The 13,731-nt window shown below is 72.6% G+C and carries 15 protein-coding genes; 9 read left to right on the forward strand and 6 right to left on the reverse strand.

All coding sequences use genetic code 11. From position 1 onward, the window contains the following. Positions 1 to 39 precede the first annotated feature (39 nt). On the forward strand, positions 40 to 531 hold the full coding sequence (locus tag AB0F89_RS12520) for a MarR family winged helix-turn-helix transcriptional regulator (protein WP_367135679.1): 492 nt from the start codon (positions 40 to 42) through the stop codon (positions 529 to 531). A 133-nt stretch (positions 532 to 664) separates the two neighbouring features. Here AB0F89_RS12520 and AB0F89_RS12525 read toward each other — a convergent pair whose 3' ends face one another. Together AB0F89_RS12525 and AB0F89_RS12530 are read right to left on the reverse strand one after the other, a co-directional pair. After that, complete coding sequence (locus tag AB0F89_RS12525) at positions 665 to 1,684, reverse strand: alpha/beta hydrolase (RefSeq protein WP_367135681.1); 1,020 nt, start codon at positions 1,682 to 1,684, stop codon at positions 665 to 667. A gap of 21 nt (positions 1,685 to 1,705) precedes the next feature. Next, positions 1,706 to 3,019, reverse strand: coding sequence for a cytochrome P450 (locus AB0F89_RS12530; RefSeq protein WP_367135683.1), 1,314 nt, complete (start codon positions 3,017 to 3,019; stop codon positions 1,706 to 1,708). A gap of 166 nt (positions 3,020 to 3,185) precedes the next feature. Between AB0F89_RS12530 and AB0F89_RS12535 the strand changes: the two genes are divergently transcribed. The 3 genes from AB0F89_RS12535 to AB0F89_RS12545 all read left to right on the forward strand — a co-directional run bounded on the left by AB0F89_RS12535 (position 3,186) and on the right by AB0F89_RS12545 (position 6,885). Then, on the forward strand, positions 3,186 to 4,001 hold the full coding sequence (locus tag AB0F89_RS12535) for an SAM-dependent methyltransferase (RefSeq protein WP_367135685.1): 816 nt from the start codon (positions 3,186 to 3,188) through the stop codon (positions 3,999 to 4,001). Between the two features lie 116 nt (positions 4,002 to 4,117). Next, positions 4,118 to 6,238 (forward strand): putative bifunctional diguanylate cyclase/phosphodiesterase, encoded by a 2,121-nt coding sequence (locus AB0F89_RS12540; protein WP_367135687.1) that lies wholly within the window; start codon positions 4,118 to 4,120, stop codon positions 6,236 to 6,238. Between the two features lie 149 nt (positions 6,239 to 6,387). Beyond that, positions 6,388 to 6,885 (forward strand): DUF417 family protein, encoded by a 498-nt coding sequence (locus AB0F89_RS12545; RefSeq protein WP_367135689.1) that lies wholly within the window; start codon positions 6,388 to 6,390, stop codon positions 6,883 to 6,885. Between the two features lie 41 nt (positions 6,886 to 6,926). On the opposite strand, the gene AB0F89_RS12550 is transcribed toward AB0F89_RS12545, so the two are convergent. Beyond that, the gene (locus AB0F89_RS12550; RefSeq protein ID WP_367135691.1) at positions 6,927 to 7,676 is read right to left on the reverse strand and encodes a TetR/AcrR family transcriptional regulator; all 750 of its coding nucleotides are present in this window, start codon (positions 7,674 to 7,676) and stop codon (positions 6,927 to 6,929) included. A gap of 102 nt (positions 7,677 to 7,778) precedes the next feature. On the opposite strand from AB0F89_RS12550, the gene AB0F89_RS12555 reads away from it, so the two are divergent. Further along, complete coding sequence (locus AB0F89_RS12555; RefSeq protein WP_367135693.1) at positions 7,779 to 8,702, forward strand: ATP-binding cassette domain-containing protein; 924 nt, start codon at positions 7,779 to 7,781, stop codon at positions 8,700 to 8,702. Next, positions 8,699 to 9,457: an ABC transporter permease gene (locus AB0F89_RS12560; protein WP_367135695.1), complete on the forward strand. Its 759-nt coding sequence runs from the start codon at positions 8,699 to 8,701 to the stop codon at positions 9,455 to 9,457. The genes AB0F89_RS12555 and AB0F89_RS12560 overlap by 4 nt, the downstream gene beginning before the upstream one ends. Before the next feature lie 6 nt (positions 9,458 to 9,463). Here the strand turns inward: AB0F89_RS12560 and AB0F89_RS12565 are convergent, their stop codons facing one another. Continuing rightward, positions 9,464 to 9,985 carry an ArsR/SmtB family transcription factor gene (locus tag AB0F89_RS12565; protein WP_367135697.1) on the reverse strand — a complete coding sequence of 174 codons (522 nt, stop codon included), beginning with the start codon at positions 9,983 to 9,985 and terminating at the stop codon, positions 9,464 to 9,466. Positions 9,986 to 10,058: 73 nt separating this feature from the next. Between AB0F89_RS12565 and AB0F89_RS12570 the strand changes: the two genes are divergently transcribed. Together AB0F89_RS12570 and AB0F89_RS12575 are read left to right on the forward strand one after the other, a co-directional pair. Then, the gene (locus AB0F89_RS12570; protein WP_367135699.1) at positions 10,059 to 11,270 is read left to right on the forward strand and encodes an MFS transporter; all 1,212 of its coding nucleotides are present in this window, start codon (positions 10,059 to 10,061) and stop codon (positions 11,268 to 11,270) included. Positions 11,271 to 11,304: 34 nt separating this feature from the next. Further along, positions 11,305 to 11,712 carry a RidA family protein gene (locus AB0F89_RS12575; protein ID WP_367135701.1) on the forward strand — a complete coding sequence of 136 codons (408 nt, stop codon included), beginning with the start codon at positions 11,305 to 11,307 and terminating at the stop codon, positions 11,710 to 11,712. Here AB0F89_RS12575 and AB0F89_RS12580 read toward each other — a convergent pair. Continuing rightward, the gene (locus AB0F89_RS12580; RefSeq protein ID WP_367135703.1) at positions 11,670 to 12,074 is read right to left on the reverse strand and encodes a MerR family transcriptional regulator; all 405 of its coding nucleotides are present in this window, start codon (positions 12,072 to 12,074) and stop codon (positions 11,670 to 11,672) included. The two genes, AB0F89_RS12575 and AB0F89_RS12580, sit on opposite strands and share 43 nt — an antisense overlap. Before the next feature lie 57 nt (positions 12,075 to 12,131). On the opposite strand from AB0F89_RS12580, the gene AB0F89_RS12585 reads away from it, so the two are divergent. Next, on the forward strand, positions 12,132 to 13,223 hold the full coding sequence (locus AB0F89_RS12585; protein WP_367135705.1) for an alkene reductase: 1,092 nt from the start codon (positions 12,132 to 12,134) through the stop codon (positions 13,221 to 13,223). Here the strand turns inward: AB0F89_RS12585 and AB0F89_RS12590 are convergent. Continuing rightward, complete coding sequence (locus AB0F89_RS12590; RefSeq protein WP_367139197.1) at positions 13,196 to 13,633, reverse strand: hypothetical protein; 438 nt, start codon at positions 13,631 to 13,633, stop codon at positions 13,196 to 13,198. The two genes, AB0F89_RS12585 and AB0F89_RS12590, sit on opposite strands and share 28 nt — an antisense overlap. Between the last annotated feature and the right edge of the window lie 98 nt (positions 13,634 to 13,731).

Genomic DNA, 13,731 nt, shown 5'->3' on the forward strand with positions numbered 1-13,731 from the left:
TATCTCCGGGGTGACTTACCTCACCGCTAAGCTAGTTCGGTGGCAGATCACGTCGACCTGGTCCTCGGTCAGTGGCGGGCGCAGCGGCCCGACCTCGACGTCTCGCCGATGGCGGTGATCGGCAGGCTCAGCAGGCTGGCCCGGCTGGTCGACGGCGAGCTGGGCCGCACGTTCGCCCGGCACGACCTCGACCGGCCGTCGTTCGACGTGCTGGCCACCCTGCGCCGCAGCGCGCCGCCGCACCGGCTGACGCCGACCGAGCTGATGCGGGCGTCGATGGTCACCTCGGGCGCGGTCACCCAGCGGCTCGACCGCCTCGAAGCCCGCGGCCTCGTCGCCCGGACGCCGAACGAGCACGACGGCCGGGGCGTGGTCGTGGCGCTCACCGACGCCGGTCGCGAACTGGTCGATCAAGTCCTACCCGACCACCTCGCCACGGAGGACCGCCTGCTCGGGGCGTTGACGAAGCGGGAGCGGGCGGCGTTGGCGGACACCCTGAAGCAGGTGCTGGAGTCGTTGGGCGACAAGTGATCCCCCCGCGCGAGAGTCCAACCCCCCAAGTGCGAGAGTCCTACATCCAGCACCGGTGAGTTCAACGCTCAGCGTTGAACTCACGTGCTCTGGACGTAGGACTCTCGCGTTCTGGACGTAGGACTCTCGTGGGTTAGAGGGTGTTGGTCCAGGCCACGACGGCGGCGTGCAGGTCGGGGGCGTTGGGGGCGTAGTTGATCGCGTGGCCGTAGCCGTCGAGCACGTAGGTGTGCAGCCGGGCCGCGCCCGAGAAGAACGGCGCCTCCGACGCCCGCAACGCCTCCGCCGACGCGCAGTCGCTGCCCAGCGGGCTGCCGCAGAAGTGGGTGTCGCCCCGGCCCACCGCCACCATCACCGGCACGTCGATCAGCCGGGTGAACGGGATGACCACGTTGTTCAGCGCGATCGTGTCCACCGCCTCGGACGCGGCGAACACGTCCTTCGCGGCCTCGTCCGCGTCGATCGCCCCGGGCACCCGCGGCCCGGGGGAGTGGAACGCGCCGAACCGGGTGCCGGGCGCGGTCGTCAGGTAGCCCAGGTCCAGGCCGAACCGGTCCAGCCGCGGGTCGAGCGCCGCCGGGATCATCCCCGCCAGCACCGGCACGACGGTGACGAGGTTCATCCGGTGGGTGAACCCGGTGACCAGCACGCCGTCCACGTCGTGGTGCAGCCCGGCCTCGATCATCGCCATCGCCGAGCCGATCGAGTGCCCGCCGACGACCACCTTCCCGAACCGCGGCCGCACCGCCCGGACGACCTGGTGCACGGCCTGCGCCTGGGTCGTCGCGGTCACCAGCGCGCTCAACGGCCGCGAGCTGCGCCCGGTGCCGAGCCGGTCGACGGCCAGCGTCGCGATCCCGGCCCGGTTCATGGCCTGCCGGTACGACCGGGTGGCCGGCGAGTACGAGATGTCCCAGTAAGAGCTGTTGTACGTGCCACCGGGGATCAGCACCTGCACGGTGGACGCGCCCGCGGGCGTGCACAGCGTGCCGTGCATGGTGTGCGGCGCGCCGAGCACCCTCACCGGCACCCGCAGCTCCTCGCACTCCACAGCCGCGGCGCTCGCGGGCGGCACGGGCGCCATGACCGCGGCCAGCAACGCCACGACGAGCGACTTCGTGACCGCGGACAACCGGGATCGCGACCTACGCACGACTGGACAACCTCCACAACGTCAACGGGGGACCGCCGTCATCAGCAGACCGCTGGGGTAGGCGGCGGACGTGAACCTGGTGCGCACGGGCCTGCCGGGCACCGGGACGAGCCGCCACCGCGCGAGCACGGTGACGAGGGTGATCATGATCTCCACCTGGGCGAACAGGTTCCCGACGCACTGGCGCGCGCCCGCGGCGAACGGGATGAACGCGCCGCGCGGCACGTCGGGGCCGGTCAACCACCGCTCGGGGTGGAACCGGTGCGGCTCGGGGAAGGACGCCGGGTCGTGGTGCAGGGCGTGCGGGCTCACGACGACCTCGGCGCCCGTGGGTAACCGCACCCCGCCGAGGTCGACCGGCGCGGTGGCCCGGCGCATCAGGATCCACACCGGGTACATCCGCAGCACCTCGTTGACCACGGCCGCCGTGTACGTCAGCCGGGGCACGTCGTCGAACCGGACCGGTCGGCCGCCCAGCACCTCGTCCACCTCGGCGACCAGCCGCCGCTCGACCTCCGGGTGCCGGGCCACCTCGTGGAACGACCAGGCCAGCGCCAGCGCCGTGGTCTCGATGCCCGCGGTGAGCAGGGTCAGCACCTCGTCGTGGGTCTGCTGGTCGGTCATCCCGTCGCCGGACTCGTCCTGCGCGCGCAGCAACGTCGACAGCAGGTCCCCGTGGTCGCGAGCGCCCTCGGCCCGCCTGCCCGCGATGACCTCCAGCACGATGGCGCGCATCCGCGCGATGGCCCGGTCGAACTCGCGGTGGCCCGGCAGCGGCAGCCGTTCCGCGAACGACGGCGACAGCGCGCGCACCATGCCCTGCTGGATCACCACGAACACGGACCGCCGCACCTCGGCGATCACCCGCTGCCCGAGCTCGGTGGAGAACAGCGCCTCGCCGACGACGGTGACCGCCAGGCCCTGCATGTCGTCCTCCACCACCCGCACCTCGCCGGGCGCCCAGGACGAGGTCAGGTTGGCGACGGCGCGCGTCATCATCCCGGCGTAGCGGGCGATCCGCTCGCGGTGGAAGGCGGGCTGGACCATCCGCCGCTGCCGCAGGTGGAACGGTCCGTCGGAAAGCAGCAGGCCATTGCCCAGGTAGGGGCGGAACTTGTCGAACATCGCGCCTTTGCGGAACCGCGCGGCATCGGTGACCAGCACTTGGTGCGCAAGCTGAGGAGTGGTCACGAAATAAGTCCGCAGCGGGCCCAGGTCGACTCCCACCACGTCGCCGTGATCGCGCAGTGATGAGGTGAACCGGTGCCTTCGGCGCAACATCGCCGCGGTGTGCCCGAGGAATGGCAGGCGGCCGGGAGCCACCGGGACACTCATGTCCGCTCCTGTCGACCACCGAATGGGACGGCCTACCCTAGGACCCGTTCGGCGGAGGTTGACAGCGCCCATTCGGGTGGGTTGGTGTCACACTAACAGGCGACTGAGTACGCGTGCCGTCCAGCCGGTACTGTCCGCCTCCCGGACGTGAAGAAGGTGTTCGCAGATGACGCAGGGCGAATGGATTCCATCCGGCGTGGACATTTCCGTGCCGAGCATTGCCCGGACCTACGACTACATGCTCGGCGGCGCGCACAACTTCGCCGTCGACCGCGCGCTCGGCGACCACATCGAGGCCACCATGCCCGGCCTGCGGCACGCGGCGCGGGTCAACCGGGCGTTCCTCGGCCGCGTCGTGCGGTTCATGGTGGACCGCGGCGTGCGCCAGTTCCTCGACATCGGCTCCGGCATCCCGACCGTCGGCAACGTGCACGAGGTCGCCCAGGCGCAGGCGCCCGGCTCCCGCGTGCTGTACGTCGACCGCGACCCCGTGGCCGTCGCGCACAGCGAGTTGATGCTGGTCACGAACGACGGCGCGGCCGTCGTGCAGGCAGACATGCGCGAGCCGGAGGCCGTCCTGGGCAGCGAAGCGGCCCGCCGGCTGCTGGACTTCGACCAGCCGATCGGGCTGCTCATGCTGCTGATGCTGCACTGGGTGCCGGACTCGGCCGACCCGCGCTCGCTGGTCGCCCGCTACCGCGACGCGCTCGCGCCCGGCAGCTACCTGGCCGTCACCCACGCCACCGCGGACAACCAGGGGGACGGCCTGACCGAGGCGACCGACGCCATCAAGCGGAGCAACAGCCCGGACCAGGTCAACCTGCGCTCGCACGCCGAGGTGGCCGAGTTGTTCGACGGTTTCGACCTGGTCGAACCGGGACTGGTCGGCTGCGGCGAATGGCGACCGGGCGGACCCGGCGACATCGCCGGGCAGCCGGACATGAACATGCTGGTGTACGCGGGCGTCGGACGGAAACTGTGAAATGGTTCGCCGAAAGTCACGTTGAGTGTTCGAGATTCACACTTCCGGTCGAGCGTTGGCCAGTGGGGGGTGGGTAAACTGCCGCGAATCCTCAATATCACAGCAAGGCAACGGGAATGCCCACCCCCAGTCGTAGACCGGAGGGCGCGTCACCACCCGAACAGGGTCGTGAACTGCTCGCCCGGAAGTGGTCGTACCTGCTCAGCGAAGTCGTCGTCATCGCGCTGAACAGGGCCGAACTCGACCGCGAAATGGGCGAACGCCTCGACGAGGTGTGCGCGGCCGTCCACGCCGCGTCGTCCGCCTCGCCACCGCCCGCCCGGTCGGCCGAGCAGATCGGCCGGAGCCTGGTCGAGCTGGGCTACGTGGTCGAGGACGGCCTGCGGGTCAGCCTGGACGTGCTCGGCAAGGGCCTGCTCGCGCTGCCGGAGTTCCAGCCCGTCGAGCGCTACGCCGAGCCGATCGTGGCCGTGCTCGGCTCGCTGTCGTCCGGCTTCCTGGCGGCGAGCAGGCGCGCGGTGTTCGAGCAGCAGGAGTCCATGCAGCTGTCGCTGCTCAAGGCGGTCCGCGACGCGCAGTGGAACCTGCGGGAGAGCGAGGCGCGCTTCGAGGAGGTCGCCACCTCGTCCGCCAGCGGCATCCTGGTGGTCGACCCGGACGGTCGGCTGGTGCGCGCCAACGCGGCGATCGGCGACATCCTCGGCTACACGACCGAGGAGCTGACCGGCCTGGCGCTGCGCGACCTGGTGCACCCGGACTCGGCGCGGGTGCTGGACGAGGCGATGCGCGGCCTGGTCGAGGGCGGGCAGGAGCGGGTCCGGCAGGCGCAGCGGTTGCTGCGCAAGGACGGCGACGTCGCGCGGATCTCGCTGACGGTGTCGCTGCTGCGCGGTCCGGGCGACCAGCCAGGCCACTTCGTGGCCGTGATCGAGGACGGCACCGAGCTGATGCTGCTGCAGTCCGAGCTGAACCGGCAGGCGCTGCACGACGTGTCGACCGGGCTGCCGAACCGGCAGTTCTTCACCACCCACCTGGAGAGCGCGCTGCGCCGGGCCGACCCGGTGCGCGGCGTGACGGTGTTCCACCTCGACATCGACGCCTTCGGCATGGTGTGCAACAGCCTCGGCAGGCAGACCGGCGAACGGCTGCTGGTGCACGTCGCGCAGCGGCTGAAGGCCGTGGTGGCGCGGGAGAAGGCGATGGTGGCGCGGTTCGAGGGCGACGAGTTCGCCATCCTGGTCGAGAACACCGCGACCACGCCGGACGTCGCGACCACCGTCACCGAGATCAACCGAGAGCTGTCCGAGCCGGTGTACTTCGACGACCGCGGGCTGGCCGTGTCGGTCAGCGTCGGCGTGGTGCGCCGACCGCCGCCGGACTGGGGCCCGGAGGACGTGATGCGGGCCGCGGAGCAGGCGCTGCGGCGGGCGAAGTCGGGCCGGCGCGGCCAGTGGGAGCTGCACCACCCGGGCCAGGACGAGACCGAGCGGCGGTCGGACTCGCTCGCCGTCGCCCTGCCGGGCGCGTGGGAGCAGGGCGAGGTGGGCGTGCGCTACCAGCCGCTGGTCGGGCTGGCCGACGGCGCCCTGGTCGGCGTGGCGGCCCGGCTGCACTGGGACCGCGACGACGGCGGGAGCCTCGACCACGAGGCGTGCGCCGGGCTGGCCGAGCGGACCGGCCTGATCCTGCCGCTGGGCGAGTGGCAGCTGGCCACCGCGTGCGGCCAGCTGCGGTGGTGGGCCCAGGCGCGGTCGGGGTTCACCGCACCGCTGCACGTCGGGTTGACCCGCCACCAATCGGGTGATGGCGATCTGGTCCGCCGGGTGCGGAGGGTGTTGGACGACACCGGGCTGCCCGCGTCCCGGTTGACGGTCGGGATGCCGGTCCGGGCGCTGTCCGAGCCGGAGGCGGTGGACAACCTGACGGTGCTGGCCGAGCTGGGCGTGGGCACGTCGCTGGACGACTTCGGGCTCGGGCCGGACGACCTGGCGGCGGCCTCGGAGCTGCCGGTCAGGTGGGTCCGGGTGGCGCGCAGGCTGGTCGAGCGGCAGGCCAGGGGCGAGGCGGAGTTCCTGGCCGGGCTGGTGCCGCTGACCCACCGCGCCGGTGCGCGGGTGCTGGTCGACGGGCTGGACTCGGCGGAGCGGGCCGGGTGGTGGCGGGCCGCGGGAGCCGTGGCGGGCACGGGCGCGCTGTTCGGCGGGCCGGTGGGGGCGGGCGAGTTCCGGACCTGGTGAGCCGGACCTGGTGAGCCGGCCCGAACGGGCGAGCGCCACGGCCGGTCGCCGGCTCCATCCGGAACGGGGTGGAATCGATCCTTCACAACGCGTGTCCTTACCGTTACAGTTCTGGGAGCGCTCCCAGTCCGTTCCGGAAGCGGGTCGACGTGGACCCGCTCACGAAGGAAGTGATGTGGATGGCGGAGTTCTCGTCCCGTCCGGAGGCGCCCGCGAACACCCTGCGGACGCTGAGCACCCCGCTCCTGCGGGGCTCCCTCGGCGTTGTCTTCGTGTGGTTCGGCGCCCTCAAGGTGACCGGCACGACGCCGGTCGCGGAGCTGGTCGCGCACACCGTCCCGTGGCTGGACCCGGGCGCCTTCGTGCCGGCCCTCGGCGTGGTCGAGGTGGTGCTGGGGCTCGCCCTGGTGGTGGGCCGCCGGTTGCGCTGGGTGGCGCTGCTGGTGGTGCTGCACCTGATCGGCACGTTCTCGACGCTCGTCGTGCAGCCGTCCGTCGCGTTCCAGGCGGGCAACCCGCTGCTGCTGACCATGACGGGTGAGTTCGTGGTCAAGAACCTGGTCCTGATCACCGCCGGCCTCGCGGTCATGGCGGCCGACGCGCCCGTGCGGCAGCGGGCGACGCCGGTCGACGCCGGTCGGCGGTGATCCTCCGGTGCTGCGGGGCCCCGACCGGCCCCGCAGCACCATCACCCCCGTCGGGCCAGGTGGGCGGCCACGCCGTCCAGGTAGAAGTCCAGGCCGGACGTGAAGTCGGCGTCGATGTCGCTCTGGTCGTAGGCGACGTCGCCCGGCTCGAAGACGCCCGCGGCGACGACCCGGTCCAGCGCGGGCATCCGGCGCGGGTCGACCACCGCCCGCAGCGCCCGCCCGTACGACTGCCCGAACGCGTCCGGGTTGCCCTGGAAGCCCTCCTCCAGCTCCACGCTGAACCGCAGCTGGCCGTGCACGAACGTGATCAGCCCCATCACGACGCCGACCTTCTCGGCCTCCTCCAGCGGTGTGCCGGTGAGCGCGCGCAACCCGCTGTCGAACCAGGCCAGGTTGCGCGGTCCGATCGGCGGTCCGTGCAGCGGGATGCGGGTGTACCAGGGGTGCTTGCGCAGCGAGGCGAGCACGCTGTGCGTCCACAGCGTGAGGCCGGACCGCCAGTCGCCGTCCGCCGGCAGCTCCGGCGGGTCGTCCAGGGCGGCGTCGGACATCAGCTTGAGCAGGGATTCCTTGCTGTCCACGTACCGGTAGAGCGCCATCGTGGAGTTGCCGAGGTGCTTGGCCACCCTGGCCATCGACACCGCGCCGAGCCCTTCGGCGTCGGCGACCTCGATCGCGGCCCGGGTGATGTCGTCGACGGTCAGGGAGGGCTTCCGGCCGCGTCGCGGCGCCTCGCGCAGGCCCCAGAGCAGGGCGACGTCCGCCGGTAGGCCGTTCTCGTCGGTCATCTCCACCCTCTCGTCTCCGCCGGGGTCGAGTCTAGGGCTTCCTCTTTAAAGTGCGTATGAGCTACGCTCTTAGGCGTACCTGATACACATAAGGGGGACGTGATGATCATCGAGGTGAGCGGCCTGCGCAAGGCGTACGGCTCGACCGCGGTGCTGGACGGGCTGGACCTGGAGGTCGCCGAGGGGTCGATCTTCGCGTTGCTCGGTCCCAACGGCGCGGGCAAGACGACCACGATCCGGATCCTGTCCACGCTCTCGCGCCCGGACGGCGGGCGCCTGCGGGTGGCCGGGTTCGACGTGGTGCGCGAACCGGCCGAGGTGCGCGGCGTGATCAGCCTGACCGGCCAGTACGCGGCCGTGGACGCCGAGCAGACCGGCCGGGAGAACCTGGTCATGATCGGCAGGCTGATGCACCTGGGCCGGTCGGGGGCGAGGAGGCGGGCCGCCGCGCTGCTGGAGCGGTTCGACCTGGTCGACGCCGGCGACCGGCGGGTCAAGACCTACTCCGGGGGCATGCGCCGGCGGCTGGACCTGGCCATGAGCCTGGTCGCCGAGCCGCGGGTGATCTTCCTGGACGAGCCGACCACCGGCCTGGACCCGGCCAGCCGCACGACCATGTGGGACGCCATTCGCGACCTGGTCCGCACCGGCACCACGATCTTCCTCACCACCCAGTACCTGGAGGAGGCCGACCGCCTCGCGGACCGGATCATGGTGCTGGACCGGGGGAAGGTCGCCGCCCAGGGCACCGCCGACGACCTCAAGGCCAGGGTCGGCGGCGACCGCCTGGACCTCCGCTTCACCTCGGTCGCCGCGCTCGACGTCGCCGCCGCGTCGCTCGGCGGGTCCGCCGACCGCGAGCGGCTGGTGCTCGGCCTCCCGTCCGACGGCACGGCCGCGCACCTGCACCGGGTGCTGGACCACCTGCGCGCCGCGTCCGCCGAGCCCGCGCAGGTCTCGTCGCACCGCCCGACCCTCGACGACGTCTTCCTCGCCCTGACCACCCGTGAAGGAGTGCCGGCATGAGCCACGCGTTCGCCGACTCGATGACGATGATCGACCGCAGCGTCCGCCTGGGCAGGCGCAACCTCGACACGCTGATCATGTCCATCGTCCTGCCGCTGCTGATGATGGCGCTGTTCGTCTACGTCTTCGGCGGCGCGATCGAGACCGGCACCGCGTACATCAACTACGTGGTGCCCGGGATCATCCTGCTGTGCAGCGGTTTCGGGGCCGCGTCCACCGCGATGTCGGTGGCCGACGACGTGAACGGCGGCATGATCGACCGCCTGCGCTCCATGCCCATCAGCAGCTTCGCCGTGCTGACCGGGCACGTGGCCGCCAGCGTCGCCCGCAACGCCCTGTCCACCACGATCGTGGTCGGCGCGGCCGTCGCGATGGGCTTCCGCCCGTCCGCGTCACCGCTGGAGTGGCTGGCCGCGGTGGGGTTGCTCCTGCTGTTCGTGCTGGCGCTGTCGTGGCTGGCGGCGGGGTTGGGCGCGGTGGCCAGGTCGGTCGAGTCGGCCAGCGCGTTGAGCTTCTTCATGCTGTTCCTGCCCTACTTGAGCAGCGCGTTCGTGCCGACGCGGACCATGCCGCCGTTCCTGCGGGGCATCAGCGAGCACCAGCCGATCACCCCGGTCATCGAGACCGTGCGCGGCCTGCTCACCGGCACGCCGATCGGTGACCGGGGCTGGGTCGCGACAGCCTGGTCGGTCGGCCTGCTGCTGGCGTCGTTCGCCCTGGCCACCGTGCTGTACCGGCGGCGCGTCAGCGACTGAGCGGGGTCACTCCCGAAGCCGGTGCACGACGATGATCCCGCCGTGCGCCGGCAGGTGTCGCCGCTCGTGGTCGGTCGCCACGTACTCGTCCAGCACGGCGCTGACGCGGCGGTCCAGCTCGACCAGGTCCTCCGCCGACAGGTGCAGGGCGAACCGCGCGTGCACCCGCACCGACTCCGGCCCGGCCTCCGCCAGTTCCTCCTGGAACGCCTCCAGCGGCGCGGTGCTCGCCACCGCGCCGCTGTCCGCCAACGGCCCGTCGAGCCACCACGACACCCCGGTCGACCGGTAGGGCTTCTCCAGCGCGCCGCTGGCCCCGGTGCGCACCTCGCCCGGCTCCAGGAACCCCGCCGCCGCCAACTGGCGCACGTGGTACAGCACGGTCCCGGGGTCGCGGCCCAACCGCTCGGCCAACTGCTTGTTGGTCAGCTCCTGCTGCCCGCACAACCGCAGTATCCGCAGCCGCAACGGGTGGGCCAGCGCTTTCGTCTCCTCGACCGTCGCCGGACGCCGCTGTCGCTCACCCATGGGGCACAACTTAATCCACCGGTGGACAAGTGAACCGATGGAGAAAACTCCACCGATGTGCAACCCTCCACCAATGGCATCCCCGGGAACCGGCTTCTGGCGCCTTTGGACGTCCACCGGCCTGTCGAACCTCGCCGACGGCACGTTCAAGGTGGCCCTCCCGCTGGTCGCGATCCAGACCACCCGCGAGCCGACCCTGATCGCCGGCCTGGTCTTCGCGGTGACCCTCCCGTGGCTGGTCTTCGCGCTGCCGGCGGGCGCGCTGACCGACCGCCTCGACCGCCGCCGCACCATGCTCCGGGCCAACGCCGCCAGGGCCTGCCTGATGGCGCTCCTCGCGGCGGCCGTCGCCCTCGACCGGGTGGACATCTGGCTCCTGTACGCGATCGCGTTCGCGGCCGGCACCGCCGAAACGCTCTACGACACGTCGGCCCAGTCGCTGCTGCCGCAACTGGTCGACCGCGACCTGCTGCCGCGCGCCAACGCCCGCCTGCAAGCCGCGGAGCTGAGCGCGAGCGAGTTCGTCGGCCCGCCCCTCGCCGGTCTCCTGGTCGCCGCCGGCGCGCTGGCCGCGTTCACCGCGCCCGCCGCCCTCTGGCTGGTCGCCCTCGCCGTCCTGTGGTCGATCCGGGGGACGTTCGAGGTCCCGCGCGAACACCGGAGCACCCTGCGCGCCGACATCGCCGAGGGGCTGCGCTTCCTGCTGCGCCACCGGCTGCTGCGCGGTCTCGCGCTCATGGTGGGCCTGTTCAACGTCGCCAACACCGCGACGGGCTCCGTCCTCGTCCTGCACGCCGTCGGCCCGTCCTCGGCGATGGGCCTGACACCGCAGCTCTTCGGCCTGCTCATCACCACCCCGGCGGCCGGCAGCCTGCTCGGCGCGCTCGTCGCCGAGCGCGTGATCACCCGGCTGGGCCGGGGGCGGGCCCTCGCCACCGGGTTCTTCACCGCCACCCTCCTCGTCGTGGCGCCCGCCGTCACCACCGAGCCCTACGCGGTCGCGGCGGCGTTCGCGGTGGCCGGGGCGGGCATCACGCTGCTGAACGTGGTCGCGGTGTCGTTGCGGCAGCACATCACGCCCGACCGCCTCCTCGGCCGCGTGAACAGCGCCTACCGACTGGTGGCCTGGGGCACCATGCCGCTGGGCGCGGCGCTCGGCGGCGTGCTGGGCGAGGTGTTCGGCCTGCGCGCGGTCTTCGTGGTCATGTCGGTGGTGGCGCTGCTGACGCTGCTCGGCCTGACCGCCGCGACAAATCGGAAGATCGACCAGGCCCTGGCCGCCTAGGCTGGTCGGACCGCCGACCACCAGGGGAGGAACCGTGGGCAAGGCCGTCACCCTGATCCGCTCGTCCAGGCTGTCCGACGTCGCCGAGTACGCCTACGCCGCCACCGCGCCCGCCGACGCGCGCCTGGTGTTCCTGGCCGGCGCGTGCCCGCTGAACGAGGACGGCACGACCGCGGGCGTCGGCGACTACGCGGCCCAGGCGGCGAAGGCGTTCGAGAACATGCGCACCGCGCTGGAAGACGCGGGCGCGGGCGTCGAGGACGTCATCAGCACCCGCGTGCTCGTCGCGACCACCGACCAGGCCGACCTGGTGGCGGCGTGGGACGTGGTGCGGGCCGCGTTCGGCGACCACGACGTGCCCAGCACGCTGCTCGGCGTCACCGTGCTCGGGTACGACGATCAGCTGGTGGAGATCGAGGCCGTGGCCGCCGTGCTGGACTGAGCGGCGCGCCCCGCCGCCGTCTCGATCACCTCGTCCAGCACGTCCCGCGACCGCACCAGGTCGGTGATCATCCGGTCGATGCGGGCGCGCTCCGCGGTCAGGTCCCGGACCAGCAGCGGCGTGGCGACCTCGGACGGCCCGCCGTCGGCGTCGCGCATGCAGGGCAGCACCTGCGCGATCTTCTTGCTGTGCAGCCCGGCGGCGAACAGCTCCTGGATGCGGATGACCCGGTCGACCGCGCGCCGCGGGTAGTCCCGGTGACCACCGGCGGTGCGGTCCGAGGTCAACAGCCCCTGCTGCTCGTAGTAGCGCAACGAGCGCACGCTCACGCCGGTCAGCTCGGCCAGCTCCCCGATCCGCATGACCCACCTCACTCCCGACTTGAACCTGACACCGGTGTCAACTTCTACCGTACCGGCATGACGAAGACCCTGTTCGACCCCGCCCGGCTCGGCCGCCTGGACCTGCCCAACCGCCTCGTCATGGCCCCGATGACGCGCAACCGCGCCGACTCCGCCGGCGTGCCGCGACCGATCATGGCGACCTACTACGCGCAGCGCGCGTCCGCCGGTCTGATCATCGCCGAGGCGACCACCCCGAACGCCGTCGGCCAGACCTACCCCGACATCCCCGGCATCCACGACCGGGACCAGTCGGCCGGGTGGCGCCGCGTCACCGACGCCGTCCGCGACGCGGGCGGCCGGATGTTCCTCCAGCTCCAGCACGGCGGCCGGATCGGCCACCCGGCCAACAGCGGCCTGCACCCGGTCGCGCCGTCGCCGATCCCGCTGCCGGACACCATCGTCACCCCGGACGGCCGCGTGCCCGCCGTCGTGCCGAGCGAGATGACCACCGACGAGATCCGGTCCACCGCGGCCGACTTCGCCGCCGCGGCCCGCAACGCGGTCGACGCGGGCTTCGAGGGCGTGGAGGTGCACAGCGCGAACGGCTACCTGCTGCACCAGTTCCTGGCGAGCGGCACGAACCGGCGGACCGACGAGTACGGCGGCCCGGCGGCCAACCGCGTCCGGTTCGTGGCCGAGGTGACCCGCGCCGTGGTCGCCGAGGTCGGCGCGGAACGCGTCGGCCTGCGCATCTCGCCCGGCGTCACCTCCAACGGCATCCGGGAGGACGACGCCGACGCGGTCTACCCGGCGCTGCTCGCGGCCGTCGCCGACCTCGGCCTCGCCTACCTGCACGTCGGGTTCGCCGACCCCGACCAGCCGCTGTTCCGCGTCCTGCGGGAGCGGTGGGCGGGCACGCTGATCGCCAACCCGAAGCTGCCGTGGCCGGGCCCGCTGCCCGCGGACGGCGGCAAGCGGCACGGCGAGCGGCTGCTGGCGGCCGGCGCGGACCTGGTCTCGCTGGGCCGGGCCTTCCTGGCCAACCCGGACCTGGTCGACCGGCTGCGCCTGGACGCCCCGCTCAACCCGGTGCGCGACGAGCACATGATGTACGTGGGCGGCGAGACCGGCTACACCGACTACGGGGTGCTGGCCACCGCCCGGTGACCCGGGGCGCGCAGGAACCAGTCGAACGCGGGCGCCGTGCTCTCCGGCGCCCGCCACCCGTTGACCACCGCCGGCAGCCGCAGGCGCCGCTCGCGGCGCGTGTCGTTCGCGCTCTCCAGCAGCGCGGCCAACTGCTCGCGCGACACGTGCGGCACCCGGACCAGGACCGCCTCGACCACGTCCCGCGCCTCGGGTGACGCCGGGTCGACCCCAGAGGCCAGTGCCGGGCCCACCTCGTCCCGCACCACCGCCGTCGGGTCGGGCCGCAGCCCTTCACCCCGCGTGCCGACGTGGTGCTCGACCAGCCGCTTGAGGCAGGCCCGGAAGTCCGGGTCCTGCGTGAGCCGGGCCGGCGAGACCCACGCCTCCACCTGCTCGACGCCGGGGTGCTCCGGCAGCTCCGGCGTCATCGACCGGATGATCCCGGCGAACGCCGGGTCGTCCGCCAGGTCGCCGAAGGCGGCGGCCAGGAGCCGCCGGCGCGTCCGCGTGCGTGGCCGCCACCTCG

The organism is Saccharothrix sp. HUAS TT1, from assembly GCF_040744945.1.
Taxonomy (GTDB): Bacteria; Actinomycetota; Actinomycetes; order Mycobacteriales; family Pseudonocardiaceae; genus Actinosynnema.

Bases quoted from the DNA above. Each gene is read 5' to 3' on its own strand.
- AB0F89_RS12550 (WP_367135691.1), bottom strand. From the start codon at position 7,676: ATGACCGACGAGAACGGCCTACCGGCGGACGTCGCCCTGCTCTGGGGC.
- AB0F89_RS12530 (WP_367135683.1), bottom strand. From the start codon at position 3,019: ATGAGTGTCCCGGTGGCTCCCGGCCGCCTGCCATTCCTCGGGCACACC.
- AB0F89_RS12540 (WP_367135687.1), top strand. From the start codon at position 4,118: ATGCCCACCCCCAGTCGTAGACCGGAGGGCGCGTCACCACCCGAACAG.
- AB0F89_RS12555 (WP_367135693.1), top strand. From the start codon at position 7,779: ATGATCATCGAGGTGAGCGGCCTGCGCAAGGCGTACGGCTCGACCGCG.
- AB0F89_RS12585 (WP_367135705.1), top strand. From the start codon at position 12,132: ATGACGAAGACCCTGTTCGACCCCGCCCGGCTCGGCCGCCTGGACCTG.
- AB0F89_RS12565 (WP_367135697.1), bottom strand. From the start codon at position 9,985: ATGGGTGAGCGACAGCGGCGTCCGGCGACGGTCGAGGAGACGAAAGCG.
- AB0F89_RS12570 (WP_367135699.1), top strand. From the start codon at position 10,059: ATGGCATCCCCGGGAACCGGCTTCTGGCGCCTTTGGACGTCCACCGGC.
- AB0F89_RS12535 (WP_367135685.1), top strand. From the start codon at position 3,186: ATGACGCAGGGCGAATGGATTCCATCCGGCGTGGACATTTCCGTGCCG.
- AB0F89_RS12590 (WP_367139197.1), bottom strand. From the start codon at position 13,633: ATGACGCCGGAGCTGCCGGAGCACCCCGGCGTCGAGCAGGTGGAGGCG.
- AB0F89_RS12580 (WP_367135703.1), bottom strand. From the start codon at position 12,074: ATGCGGATCGGGGAGCTGGCCGAGCTGACCGGCGTGAGCGTGCGCTCG.
- AB0F89_RS12560 (WP_367135695.1), top strand. From the start codon at position 8,699: ATGAGCCACGCGTTCGCCGACTCGATGACGATGATCGACCGCAGCGTC.